The 11,057-nt window shown below is 70.8% G+C and carries 16 protein-coding genes; 14 read left to right on the top strand and 2 right to left on the bottom strand.

Annotated elements, in window-relative coordinates; all coding sequences use genetic code 11:
• Positions 1-123 precede the first annotated feature (123 nt).
• The 12 genes from KFLA_RS22835 (at position 124) to KFLA_RS35865 (ending at position 8,419) form a co-directional block, all read left to right on the top strand.
• Positions 124-321, top strand: coding sequence for a hypothetical protein (locus tag KFLA_RS22835; RefSeq protein ID WP_012922183.1), 198 nt, complete (start codon positions 124-126; stop codon positions 319-321).
• 7 nt (positions 322-328) lie between these two features.
• On the top strand, positions 329-724 hold the full coding sequence (locus tag KFLA_RS22830; RefSeq protein ID WP_012922182.1) for a VOC family protein: 396 nt from the start codon (positions 329-331) through the stop codon (positions 722-724).
• 198 nt (positions 725-922) lie between these two features.
• Positions 923-3,586 carry an FtsK/SpoIIIE domain-containing protein gene (locus KFLA_RS22825; protein ID WP_237706569.1) on the top strand — a complete coding sequence of 888 codons (2,664 nt, stop codon included), beginning with the start codon at positions 923-925 and terminating at the stop codon, positions 3,584-3,586.
• Positions 3,583-4,263 (top strand): hypothetical protein, encoded by a 681-nt coding sequence (locus tag KFLA_RS22820; protein WP_012922180.1) that lies wholly within the window; start codon positions 3,583-3,585, stop codon positions 4,261-4,263. The genes KFLA_RS22825 and KFLA_RS22820 overlap by 4 nt, the downstream gene beginning before the upstream one ends.
• A gap of 16 nt (positions 4,264-4,279) precedes the next feature.
• Positions 4,280-4,540, top strand: a complete 261-nt coding sequence (locus KFLA_RS22815) for a hypothetical protein (protein WP_012922179.1) — start codon at positions 4,280-4,282, stop codon at positions 4,538-4,540.
• Between the two features lie 8 nt (positions 4,541-4,548).
• The gene (locus KFLA_RS22810) at positions 4,549-5,874 is read left to right on the top strand and encodes a hypothetical protein (protein WP_012922178.1); all 1,326 of its coding nucleotides are present in this window, start codon (positions 4,549-4,551) and stop codon (positions 5,872-5,874) included.
• The gene (locus KFLA_RS22805; protein WP_012922177.1) at positions 5,874-6,350 is read left to right on the top strand and encodes a hypothetical protein; all 477 of its coding nucleotides are present in this window, start codon (positions 5,874-5,876) and stop codon (positions 6,348-6,350) included. Before KFLA_RS22810 ends, KFLA_RS22805 begins: the two co-directional genes overlap by 1 nt.
• A gap of 15 nt (positions 6,351-6,365) precedes the next feature.
• Positions 6,366-6,824, top strand: a complete 459-nt coding sequence (locus KFLA_RS22800) for a hypothetical protein (RefSeq protein ID WP_012922176.1) — start codon at positions 6,366-6,368, stop codon at positions 6,822-6,824.
• On the top strand, positions 6,817-7,191 hold the full coding sequence (locus KFLA_RS22795) for a hypothetical protein (protein WP_041289453.1): 375 nt from the start codon (positions 6,817-6,819) through the stop codon (positions 7,189-7,191). The genes KFLA_RS22800 and KFLA_RS22795 overlap by 8 nt, the downstream gene beginning before the upstream one ends.
• A 144-nt stretch (positions 7,192-7,335) precedes the next feature.
• A complete protein-coding gene (locus KFLA_RS22790) occupies positions 7,336-7,671 on the top strand; it encodes a hypothetical protein (RefSeq protein WP_148256705.1) in 336 nt (111 codons plus the stop codon).
• A gap of 182 nt (positions 7,672-7,853) precedes the next feature.
• Positions 7,854-8,081 carry a hypothetical protein gene (locus tag KFLA_RS22785; RefSeq protein WP_012922173.1) on the top strand — a complete coding sequence of 76 codons (228 nt, stop codon included), beginning with the start codon at positions 7,854-7,856 and terminating at the stop codon, positions 8,079-8,081.
• Positions 8,078-8,419: a hypothetical protein gene (locus tag KFLA_RS35865; RefSeq protein WP_012922172.1), complete on the top strand. Its 342-nt coding sequence runs from the start codon at positions 8,078-8,080 to the stop codon at positions 8,417-8,419. The genes KFLA_RS22785 and KFLA_RS35865 overlap by 4 nt, the downstream gene beginning before the upstream one ends.
• A 367-nt stretch (positions 8,420-8,786) precedes the next feature.
• Here KFLA_RS35865 and KFLA_RS22775 read toward each other — a convergent pair whose 3' ends face one another.
• A complete protein-coding gene (locus KFLA_RS22775) occupies positions 8,787-9,101 on the bottom strand; it encodes a hypothetical protein (protein ID WP_012922171.1) in 315 nt (104 codons plus the stop codon).
• A gap of 193 nt (positions 9,102-9,294) precedes the next feature.
• Between KFLA_RS22775 and KFLA_RS22770 the strand changes: the two genes are divergently transcribed.
• Both KFLA_RS22770 and KFLA_RS22765 read left to right on the top strand, forming a co-directional pair.
• A complete protein-coding gene (locus KFLA_RS22770) occupies positions 9,295-10,302 on the top strand; it encodes an NAD-dependent epimerase/dehydratase family protein (protein ID WP_012922170.1) in 1,008 nt (335 codons plus the stop codon).
• 65 nt (positions 10,303-10,367) lie between these two features.
• Positions 10,368-10,859 carry a metallophosphoesterase family protein gene (locus KFLA_RS22765; RefSeq protein ID WP_012922169.1) on the top strand — a complete coding sequence of 164 codons (492 nt, stop codon included), beginning with the start codon at positions 10,368-10,370 and terminating at the stop codon, positions 10,857-10,859.
• Between the two features lie 36 nt (positions 10,860-10,895).
• Here KFLA_RS22765 and KFLA_RS38420 read toward each other — a convergent pair whose 3' ends face one another.
• Entirely contained in the window at positions 10,896-11,051 is a 156-nt protein-coding gene (locus KFLA_RS38420; protein ID WP_012922168.1) for a hypothetical protein, read from the bottom strand.
• Positions 11,052-11,057: the final 6 nt, after the last annotated feature.

The raw sequence follows: 11,057 nt of genomic DNA, 5'->3' as shown, positions 1-11,057 counted from the left end.
GTGGGGAACTCGCCGCCGCAAACGCGCGTCCCGCAGCAGCGCCCGGCCCCGAAAACCCCGCCCCGGAAGGCGGAGCCACGCCGTGTCGCTGCGAGGCCGGCGATCCGCTCCGACAATGAATGCATGACCAAGGAGACCGCCGTCGCCCGCGCGCTGCTGGTGCTGGTCTTCGCCCCGGCGGGTGGGCTGTTCGGCAAGGCCGCGGCGGAGGTCGCCGCCGGCCGGCCGTGGTGGCCTTGGCTGCTCGCGGCGCTGGTCTGGCTGATGGTTTCCGGACTGGCATCGATGGCGGTGTCGCACCGGCTCGACGAGCACAGATAATGCTCCGATGGCCGCCGCGGTGCACCACGTCGAGATCTGGGTCCCGGACCTGTCCCGGGCAGTGAGCAGCTGGGGCTGGATCCTCGGCCGGCTGGGCTGGAAGGACGGTGACGGCTGGCCCGGAGGCCAGACCTGGACCAGCCCCGACGGCAGCTATCTGGTCGTCGAGCAAAGCCCCGCCATGACGGCCACCGAGCACGACCGGCTGCGGCCGGGCATGAACCATCTCGCGCTGAACGCGAGCGACCGGGCCGAGGTCGACGGGATCGTTGCCGAGGCCGCCGGGCACGGCTGGACGCTGATGTTCGCCGACCGCCACCCGTACGCCGGTGGGCCGCAGCATTACGCCGCGTTCCTGCACAACGAGGACGGCTACCAGCTCGAGATCGTCGCACCCAACTGATCGGTCGGCAGGTGAGACTTGTGGTGCCTGGAGTGACGAATGGGACGGTTGGTGTGACATGGTTGTCCCCGCCAGGAAAGGTCGCGGGGCGAAGGTGGAAGGACGGTGCTCGTGACGGAGGCGCCTGACGGGACAACTATGCCCGGACCGGTTTCTCCGGAGGTTCTGGAAGCTCGCATACGCGGCCTGCAGCACGCCTTGGCGCAACTGCTCGACAACGCCCGGCGCCTCACCCGGGGCGAGCATCAGCGCGCCGTCCAGCTGCACCGTCAGCTGCAGGAGCAGACCGCCGCCGCCCGGCGCGAGTCCCGCGGACTCGTCGAGGCCGCGACCGCCGAAGCGCTGGCCACGGCCGAGCCGGCCGCGCGCCTGCTCGCCGACCGGCTGGCTCCCGGCTTGGCCTCCATTCCTCCGAACGACGCGCGCTGGCGATCCCGCCAGCTGGTCGGCGCGGGCGTTCCGTCGTACGTGCGGGTGGGCGATCTCGACACCGGTACGCCGGTCGTGGCGCCGCTGCTGCGCACGAACGGCTGGCGAGTCACGTCGGACCGGCCTGAGTCGGCCCGCCGGCTCCTGCAGAGCGTCGCACTGCGCCTGGTCGCGGCGTCCGAGCCGTTCCGGCTGCGGATCGACTCGTTCGACCCACGGCTGACCGGCATGATGGGCCTGCTCGGGCACCTGACCACGAAGTACCCGCAATTGGTGCCTAGGGCAACACACACCGCGGAGCAGCTGCACGGCGTGCTGTCCGGGCTGGTCGACGTGTCGTCGCTGCGGGCCAGCCGGCAGGCCCAGTTGGGCCACAAACGGTTCGAGGAGCTGATCCGGGAGACCGGGCGGGTCACCGATCCGTACCGGCTGGTCGTGCTGTTCGACTACCCGGCGGGCATCGACACGCTCGCCCAGCGCGACCTGGTCCGGCTCGCGGCGACCGGCGCCGACCGCGGCATCTGCTTCCTCGTTCACCACGACCCCGCGATGGCGTCGGAGAGCGACGTCGACCCGCGCCAGCTGCTCGATCTGCTCACGCCGGTCTCCGTCGCGAACGAGAAGGTCGAGCTGTCCCAGCTGCCCAACGTGGCGGCGCGACTGGACCCGCCGTTCGACGCGAACGTTGCTGCCGGCATCTGTGACGTCGTCGCCGAGCTGGCCGAGATCGCGGTGCTGCCGACGATCGAGTTCGACCGGACGCTGCCGGACCGGTCCACGTGGTGGCAGCCGGTCAAGGACGAGCTGAGCACGGTGATCGGGTACGACGACCGCACGCCCGCGCTGATCCGGCTGCGCAGCGGCAACCCGGCGCTGCCGCACGTGCTGGTCGGCGGCGCGGTCGGCCAGGGCAAGTCGAACCTGCTGCTCGTGATGATCCACGGCCTCGCCGCCCGGTACGACCCGGCGGACCTGGAGATGTACCTGCTCGACTTCAAGCACGGCGTCGAGTTCTCCGCGCTGGGGCCGGCCGCCGACCGCGAGCACTGGCTGCCGCACGTCCGCGTCCTGGGCATCCACAGCGACCGTGCCTTCGGTCTCGCCGTCCTGCGGCACCTGTCCGACGAGCTCGCGCGGCGCAGCGAGATCTTCAAGGCCCACGGGAACGTCGCCGACATCGCCGAGCTGGGCCCTGGTCCTGGCCGTCCGCCGCGGATCCTGGCCGTGCTGGACGAGTTCCAGGTGCTGCTGGAGGACGACGACGAGCTGGCCGACGAAGCGGCGCGGCTGCTGGAGCGACTGGTCCGGCTCGGTCGCGCGTACGGCGTCCACGTGGTGCTGGCGACGCAGACCATCGAAGGGGTCAAACGCCTGTCGACCCGGCGTGACTCGATCTTCGGCCAGGTGCCGTACCGGATCGCGCTGAAGACGACACCGGCCGACTCGCAGGCGATCCTGCGCACCGGCAACACTGCCGCCGCCGAGCTGCAGTTCCGTGGCGAGGCGGTGCTCAACGCCAACTTCGGCTCGCCCGACGACAACCAGCACGTCCTGGTCAGCTTCGCGGACAAGCCGGTGCTGGACCAGTTGCGCCATGAGCTGTGGCGCCGATCCGGTACGACGCACCCGCCGCGCGTCTTCCACCTGGCCGAGCCGGCGCGACTGCCCGACACAGCGGCCGCGGTGAAGCCCGAGCTGGGCCGTCCATGGACCGGGCTGCCGATCGCGGTGACCGAGGAGCCGGTGGCGATCGAGGTACGGCCCGAGCCCGGCGCCGGCGTACTGGTGCTCGGCGACGGTCCGGCTGATGCGCTGGGCGTGCTGACAGGACTCGCAATCTCTGCGGCAGCCGCCGCCGTTGTGGCGCCGCGGTTCGTCTTCGTGGACGGCACCGGATCGTCGCCGGTGATTGCTGAGGGCAAGGAAGCGCTCGTGCAGACCTTGCGCTCGCTCGGCTGCGAGGTGGAGACGATCGACAAGCACGAGGACGTCGCGCCGCGGATCTTCTCGCTGCGGGACGCGGTGCGCGACGGCCAGGTGGGCGGTACGACGTACCTGCTGGGGTTCGGTTTCCACGGCGTACCGAAGATGCAGACGCAGGTCGACGGGATCTTCGAGAGCCCCGCGAACGCGCTGCAGGAGATCGTGCGCGAAGGACCGACGCAGGGGCTGATCACCTTCGGCTGGTGGAACCGGCTGCACGTGTGCACCGAGCAGCTGGGCTACGGCCGGGCGAACGTGGCGACGCACCTGTTCCTGCGGCACCCGCAGGACGGGGTGCGTGCGGTGTGCGGTCCGCTGATGCGCTGGGCGTCGGAGCCGCACCGGGGCCTGCTGTGGGACGGGCTGCACCCGGAGGCGCAGGTTGTCGTACCGTTCGCGCCGCTGCGGGTGGACGAGGTCGACCGGTGCGTGGAGCAGGTGCGCCGATGAAGACCGAGGAGCAGCAGTGGGCGGAGTACGCGCGGGCGCTGCGGCAGGTTGCCAGTGCCCGTGCCGACGCGCAGCAGGCGCAGGACCGGATGACTGCGGCCAGGACCCAGGCTGAGGTCGCCGCGATGGCCGAGGCCGACGCGATGGCCGAGCGTGGGCGGAAGCTGGAGGTGCGGCTCAACGGGCTCGCCGAGAAGGCCGCTGTGAGCCTGGAGCGCGCCGGACTGCCGCCGGAGGGCAAGAAGGCCAGTGTGCCGCTGCCCGAGATCCGCGGGATCTCCGACATCGAGACCGCGGCGGCCAGGATCACCAAGCAGCTCGCGGACACCGTGGACAAGCTGGAAGAGGTCCGGGCGGCGACCCGGGCCGAGCAGGAACGCCGCAAGCGCCGTACGATCAGCGCCGCCCTGACGGTGGCCGGGTTCGTCGTCGTCTGGGTGGTCACCCAGTCGTTCCTCGCCGGGATCGAGGCTGCCGCGCTCGCGGCGGTCACGATGCTGGCGGCGTCCCGGGTCCTGGGCCTGCCCCGGTTGCCCGGTGCGCGCTGGTGGGGCTGGGGCGGGGCGGTGCTGGTCGTCGTACTGATGGCGGCCGGGCTGCCGTGGTGGCTGGCGATCGGTGTCCCGGTGATCGTGTCGGGAACGGCGATCGTGCTGCCGAAGAAGCGCAACTCCTAGGGAAGAGGCAGTCGACGTGTCCGACGTACAGCGGCTCAAGGAACAGCTGCACCAGGTTTCGGCCGAGGCCAAGCAGGCGGCGGGTGGCCTGGCGGGGTTCAAGCTGCGGTTCACCCAGCACAGCGCGCAGGTGGAGAGCCTGATCGCCGGTACGGCGACCGGGGTCGACCGCGACATCTCCGAGATCCTCGACGCGGCCGGCAAGGCGGTCGAGCAGGCAGCCGAGGCACTGGAGATCGCCTCGGCCGGCTGCAAGAGCTACGCGGACCAGATCTAGGCCCGACCGTGCCCTCCGACCTGCAGCGGGTGGCTCGGGGCCTGGTCGAGTGTCTCGACGAGGTGCCTCAGGTCGTCATCCACCTGCAGCGGACGGCCGAGCGGTGCCGGGAGAACGCCGCGGTGGCGATCGCCGCGTCGCACGGGCAGGCGACGGTCGCGGCGCAGCAGCTGGACGCGGCCGCTCGGGCCTGCGAGGCGGCGGCGCACTATCTGGCGATGGCGCCGCCGAAGGCCAAGGCCTGGGCGGAACGGCTGGTCGGTGAGCGACGGTCGACGGATCGGCCGGATGCCGGCTCGGCGGACCGGAACCGGGCGACCGGCGGAATCGGTGATGTCGCTGAGCGGGACTCGAAGGGGCGGACCAAGCGGTTGTCGGCCCGGTACCGGCCGGTCGAGGATCCGGAGGCGCCTGAGCCGCCGTTGATCGTGGTCGCTCGCAAGGCGATGGAGAAGTTCCGCAAGCGGCAGGAGAAGGACGAGCAGGACCGGGAAGAGACGCCGGAGCCGCTGGAGGTCGAGATCGTCGTTGATCCCGAGGGCCGGCTGAACGTCTCGGAGCGCGACGAGGACCAGGAACGTCGGGACGAGGACGAGCCGGACTACGAGATCGCGGTCGACCTCGGGGAGGCGGCCCGGAAGCTGCTGGAGGCGATGGCGGCCGGGGAGAACGAGGCGTGGCAGCGGGCGGAACTGGTCATCGCCGTCGACCGGGTCACCGCGACGTTCGACTACCCGGAAGAACCCCCCGAACCGCTGACGCCGCCGGTGGTCGAGGTGGAGCTGCCGGAGTTCGAGCCGGGCGAGGAGGTGTCGCGGCAGGCGATCGACGTACCGGCTGTGGAGGTTGAGCTGGAGCGGGCGGATGGGGAGCCAGGGGAATTCGACCCGGCGTTCGAACCGCGTGCGTTCGGCGACGACTTCAGGCCCGGCGTGCACGATCCACAGAACAGCTTCTTGGCCAAGGAACTCGCTGTGGCGAAGCGGCTGGAGCAGGAAGGGTGGCGGATCGACGCGCGGGTTCCGGATCACGGGTCCGGCGAGAAGAACCCGGACACCATGGTGCGCAGGAGCGGTGCGGACGCCGGAGTGAAGATCGAGTTCAAGACGCTGCGCAGCGGCTCGAGCGAGGCGGTCAAACGCAACGTGCTGGACGGCAGCGAGCAGGTGCTGCCAGACGGCGAACTTGTCATCGACGGACGAGACGTTGGGCTGGCCGAGGCCGTCGTCGACCGCTCCATGCGGGCCTTCGGCCAACCTGGAAGAACGGTCGCGGCCGTAGTCCATTTCATCCTGGCCGACGGACGCTTGGTCACCTACAAGAAGGAGTACTGATGTCCAGTACCGACAGCATCTTTCTGGACGTGGACGGGACGCCTGGTCAGGTTGCTGAGTGGATGGTGGTGTTCCTCGGGTTCGAAGTGGTGGGAGTTGAGCCGGAGCGGGTCGTGCTGCGGGGGCGGCCTGCGGAGGCTGAGGGGTGGCTGGGGGTCGTGGTGAGGCGGAATGGGTATGTGTCGCCGGATCCGGAACCCGGCGAGGTGCAGGCGATCGACGGGTACGGCGTGGAGGTCAGCGTCAAGTACGACGCGAAGACCGAGGCGGTGCTGCATGGTGAGACGCGGCGGATCTTCGAGCGGCTGGTCGACGGGCATCCCGGCGTACCGATGGTGCTGTGTGAGGAGCTGGCGATCTTGGTCGCTGCTCATCTGCCGGGGGCGGGGACGAAGTACTTCGACGGTGAGGTGACTCTGGACGCGCCGGATGTCGAGGTGTGGCGGCCCTGGGTCAGTTCTCGCTCGCATCGGTGAGTCGCAGGAGGACGGGTGGCTGACAGCGACGAGATCTTTCTGGCTGTCGCCGAGCCGGTCGGCGCGGTGGGGGAGTGGGTTTCGCACGTCCTCGGGCTGGAGCTGCTCGCGGGCACCGAGGACGAGCTGCAGTACCGCGGGCGGGGGCGGTCGTTCGACGGGTGGGTGGGGGTGTTCGTCGAGCGGAACTCGTTCGAGCCGGAGCCGGGGGAGGTGCAGGCGATGGATCGGTACGGGGTGCGGGTTGATGTGCAGAGCCGGACGCACAAGGGGAAGCAGGCGGAGGAGGCTCGGTTGATGTTCGAGGCTTTGGTGGCGGGGATGCCTGAGGTGCCGGTGTTGTTGTCGCACAATCTGGAGGTCTTGGTTGCTGCGAGTCGGCCTGGGGTGGGGACGCACTACTTTGAGGCGAACACGTGGCTTGACGGGCCGGACGTCGAGCCGTGGAAGCCGTGGGTGCTGCTGAGTGAGTGAGTTTGTGATTGCGCCCTTGGAGGAGCCGCCGTGGAGGGTTGCGGCGGAGAAGTTCGCGGTGTTGTTGCGCGAGCGGTGGCCTGGTGTGCGGGTGGGCACCAGTGTTGAAGGGTCGAGCATGGCGCTCGAGGCGTTGATTCCGTTGGGGCCGGGCCAGCCGGAGCTGGAGATTGCGCTCAGTGGGACCGGGCAGGCGGTGACGCTCGATGCGGCGGATGCGGAAAGTGCGTCGGAGTTCGCGGTGTGGTTCGTGGAGACGATGTTGCCGGGCGAGTCCGGGGCGCATCTGATGGAGCTGGGGGCCATGCGAGCGGTTGAGGTTGCGGCGGGCCTCGATGCGGACGAGGTACGCCGACGGCTGGGGTGAGGAGGCGGGATGTCCGACAACGCGAGTTTGTTCATTCGGTCGGGGGAGCCGGCGGGGGTGGTGGCTCGGTGGTTGTGTGGGGCGTTGGGGCTTGAGAGGGCGGCGGGGGCCGGGGACGGGGAGGTGGGGTTGCGGGGGCGGGCCGTGACGGTGGATGACGGGTGGTTGGGGTTCATCGTGCGGCCCAACGGGTATGCCGACGTCGATCCGGGGCCCGAGGACGTGCAGGCGATGGACGGGTATCCGGTCGAGGTCGACATCCGGTTCGGCGGGCGGGACGACGACGTGCTGAAGGCGGAGGGGAAGGCGGCCTTCGAGCGGGTGGTGGCGGTGCGGCCCGATCTTGCGGTGCTGCTGTGTCACAACCTTTCGCTTCTGGTGGCGGCGTACCTGCCGGGTGTGGGGATCAAGTACTTCGGGCCGGGCACGACGCCGGATGCTCAGGACGAGGGCACGTGGGGGCCGTGGGTGCGCGGCTGAAGCCCGCGGGGAGAAATTTCCGGAAGTCGCGTCATAAGCCGGTGAGGGCTTCGTCACTACCTGTGAACCCATCCCCACAGGGAAGTGGAAGTGATCGACGTGATGTGCAGGTGCTCGATGTCGCTGATGGGAACACCACGGGGCGGGAACGGCCGCCTCCTTGCCAGTCGCCGGGTGCACTGATGGGCGACGACGACGCGGAATCTCGACGCTGCCGGGTCCGCGTGTGGTTCGGGGACCACGTGGTCGCGGACTACTGCGCGGAGGCCGAGCTCGCGGGCCGGTACGCCGCGGCGATGACCCGGCGGTTCGCCGGGCTGCGGGTGACGAGCGAGCCGTTGTCGGCCGCGGATCCGGGCGGCGGCCGGCCGTTGCCGGGGGAGCGGTTGTGGGAGGTGGCGCCGACATGAGTTCTCGTCGGTTTCGGCTGATCCGTCACCACGACGTCTCCGGCGTCAGCGGGACCGGGCCGGTCGCCGAGGGGGTGCAGTTCACCGACGGGGCCGTCGCGCTGCGCTGGTACGGCGACTATCCGACCACCACGGTGTGGGACGGGATCGACTCGGTGATCGCCATCCACGGCCACGAGGGCGCGACCGAGGTCGAGTGGCTGGACCCCGATCCAGGGCCCGACCCGGAGGTGCCCGTGCGCGCGGATCTGCCGCCCCGGCCCTGGCCGGAGCTGCACCCCGCGCCCGAGCCCCCACCCGAAGGCCAGACCGCCAACGAGGCCGGCGCGACACCGTAGTACGCCGGCGCCGCCGCCGACCGCGTAGTACGCCGCCGGCGCCGACCGCCGGCCGGCCATGACCCGCCGGGCACGACAGGGCCGGGGCCATGCCGGGCCGGGCATGCCGGGCCAGGGCATGACGACGGCCCGGCACCCGACGCGCCGGGCCGTCACCAGGACCGGATCGGACGACTCGCCGATCTGATCTGTTCGCATCGGAACCGGTCACCCGCAGACCGGCTCCTCACCACCGACTGGCTCCTACCTCACCGATCCAGCCCGGCTGACCACGACCGGGTCCGGCGCCGCGGACCTGGTCTTTCCCGAGCGGGCCGGCGCCGAACTCCCTGCGGTGTCCGGCCCGCTCGAAACCCTGGGGACCAACTCAGCGTGGGTAGTCCATCGCTTCGAGCAGGTCAAGGTTCCGGAACGTCGGCGGTCCGTCGCACAGCTCGGCCAGGCCGGCCGCGAACTCGCTGGTGTCGGACCGTTTGGAGTTCTCCATCGCTTCCTCGTACGAGGCGAACTCGATGATCGAGACGTACCGGTCCGCGGTGTCGCGGTCCACGCACGCCATCGCCCGGGTCGGGCCCGGGCCCTCGCCGGAGGCCTGCCGCTGGGCACGGAACTCGGTCATCAGCGCGACGACCTCGTCCGGCTTCGCCGTCCGGTACTCGATGATCTGCACGAATCCCGCCATGGTTCCCCCTTGGTGAAAGTCTCCCTGCTGCTGACAGTGCGCCCGGAACCCGCGGTTCGCAAGAGGCGGCGCTCCCTGATGACGCCGCGCGGAGGGCAGGCCACGAAGCGTGCCGGATTCGGACCTGCCCGAGCTGCTCTGCTCTCAGCAGAGCAAGCTGGGCTTTGCCGGTCCGGACTGCTTGGCTGGAGCCATGGACATCCTGGTACTCGGCGGCACCGCTTGGCTCGGACGGGAGATCGCGACGCAGGCGATCGCGCGCGGGCACGACGTCACTTGCGTCGCCCGGGGTGAGAGCGGAGCCGTTGCCGACGGCGCCCAGCTGGTCGCGACCGACCGGAGCAGGCCCGACGCGTACGACGGCGTACCGGCGCAGGACTGGGACGCGGTGTTCGAGGTGTCGTGGCAGCCAGGCTTCGTCCGGTCCGCGCTGGCGGCGCTCGGCGAGCGGGCGCGGCACTGGACGTACGTGTCGACCGGCAACGTGTACGCCGACTTCAGCACGCCCGGCGCGGACGAGTCGTTCCCGCTGCGCGCCGCGGCTGAGTCCGACGAGGCCGACCGCGACCAGTACGGCGAGGCGAAGGTGGCGTGCGAGCAGGCCTCGGTCGAGGCTGTCGGGGATCGGCTGGTGATCGCCCGAGCCGGCCTGATCGGTGGACCGGGCGACCCGAGTGACCGGGCCGGTGCCTGGGTGGCACGGGCGGCCCGAGGTCCGGAGGAGCCGCTGCTGGTCCCGGACACGCCCGAGCTGGCGACGTCGGTGATCGACGTACGGGATCTGGCGTCGTGGCTGCTGGACTGCGCGGAGCAGCAGGTGGTCGGGACGTTCGACGCGATCGGTCCGGTGGTGCCGTTCGGGCAGTGGATCGAGCTCGTCCGGGAGATCGGCGGGCACACCGGGCCGGTGGTGCTCGCCCCGCGGGAGTGGCTGAAGGAGCAGAAAGTCGAGCAGTACATGGGGCCGGAGTCGCTCGCCATGTGGCTGACCGAGCCGGGGTACGAAGGCTGGTCGAGCCGCAGTGGACAGGCGGCGGTTGCAGCTGGGCTGAAGCACCGGCCGCGGGCGGAGTTCCTGCGGGACGCGCTGGAGTGGGAGCGGGAGCTGGGTCTGGACCGCGAGCGGAAGGCTGGTCTCAGCCCGGCGCGCGAGCGCGAGCTGATCGCTCAGCTGCAGGCGGCGCAGGCGGGCGGGAGCTGACCACGCCGGCCGCTGGGAGTGAGCGGTCCGGCCTCACGGCGAGGCCGCTGGCATAGTGGGGGTCCATGAGGCTTGTGCTGATCTCGGACACCCACTTGCCGGTCCGCGCGAAGCGGTTGCCCGAGCCCGTCTGGGACGCGGTGGACGAAGCCGACGTCGTCGTCCATGCCGGTGACTGGGTGAGCGTCGAGCTGCTCGACGAGCTGACCGCGCGGGCGCGGCACCTGATCGGGTGCTGGGGGAACAACGACGGCCCCGAGCTGCGGAAGCGGCTGCCGGAGGTCGCGCGCGAGACGCTCGACGGGCTGCGGGTCGCCGTCGTGCACGAGACGGGCGCGGCCAAGGGCCGGGAGCTGCGGTGCGAGAAGGCCTACCCGGACGTCGATCTGCTCGTCTTCGGGCACAGCCACATCCCGTGGGACAGTACGACGCCGCGGGGTTTGCGGCTGCTCAACCCGGGCTCGCCGACGGACCGCCGGCGCCAGCCGTACAAGACGTTCCAGACCGCCACGATCACCGACGGGCGGCTGGAAGAGGTTGCTCTGCACAACCTCTAGGGCGTGTCCCGGCCCGATCCCGCGGGCCGGCGCGCGTCAGGCGTTGGCGGCTTCCCGGACCCGGGCCTTGAGCCGGTCGCGGACCTCTTCGGGCGTGTAGGCGCGCCGCTTGCGCTCGCCGCGCGCGATCACCACACCGGTCGCCGCGACACCCACCAGACCGGCGACGCCGAGCACCTTCCATAGCTTCATGAGCAC

The sequence above is a fragment of the Kribbella flavida DSM 17836 genome (genome assembly GCF_000024345.1).
GTDB lineage: Bacteria > Actinomycetota > Actinomycetes > Propionibacteriales > Kribbellaceae > Kribbella > Kribbella flavida.
The sequence above is the reverse complement of the archived record's forward strand: the minus strand, read 5'-3'. Positions and strand labels throughout refer to the sequence as shown.

Excerpts from the sequence above, each read along its gene's own strand:
- KFLA_RS22835 (WP_012922183.1), top strand. The coding sequence starts at position 124 with ATGACCAAGGAGACCGCCGTCGCCCGCGCGCTGCTGGTGCTGGTCTTC.
- KFLA_RS22830 (WP_012922182.1), top strand. The coding sequence starts at position 329 with ATGGCCGCCGCGGTGCACCACGTCGAGATCTGGGTCCCGGACCTGTCC.
- KFLA_RS22820 (WP_012922180.1), top strand. The coding sequence starts at position 3,583 with ATGAAGACCGAGGAGCAGCAGTGGGCGGAGTACGCGCGGGCGCTGCGG.
- KFLA_RS22805 (WP_012922177.1), top strand. The coding sequence starts at position 5,874 with ATGTCCAGTACCGACAGCATCTTTCTGGACGTGGACGGGACGCCTGGT.
- KFLA_RS22785 (WP_012922173.1), top strand. The coding sequence starts at position 7,854 with ATGGGCGACGACGACGCGGAATCTCGACGCTGCCGGGTCCGCGTGTGG.
- KFLA_RS35865 (WP_012922172.1), top strand. The coding sequence starts at position 8,078 with ATGAGTTCTCGTCGGTTTCGGCTGATCCGTCACCACGACGTCTCCGGC.
- KFLA_RS22775 (WP_012922171.1), bottom strand. The coding sequence starts at position 9,101 with ATGGCGGGATTCGTGCAGATCATCGAGTACCGGACGGCGAAGCCGGAC.
- KFLA_RS22770 (WP_012922170.1), top strand. The coding sequence starts at position 9,295 with ATGGACATCCTGGTACTCGGCGGCACCGCTTGGCTCGGACGGGAGATC.
- KFLA_RS22765 (WP_012922169.1), top strand. The coding sequence starts at position 10,368 with ATGAGGCTTGTGCTGATCTCGGACACCCACTTGCCGGTCCGCGCGAAG.
- KFLA_RS38420 (WP_012922168.1), bottom strand. The coding sequence starts at position 11,051 with ATGAAGCTATGGAAGGTGCTCGGCGTCGCCGGTCTGGTGGGTGTCGCG.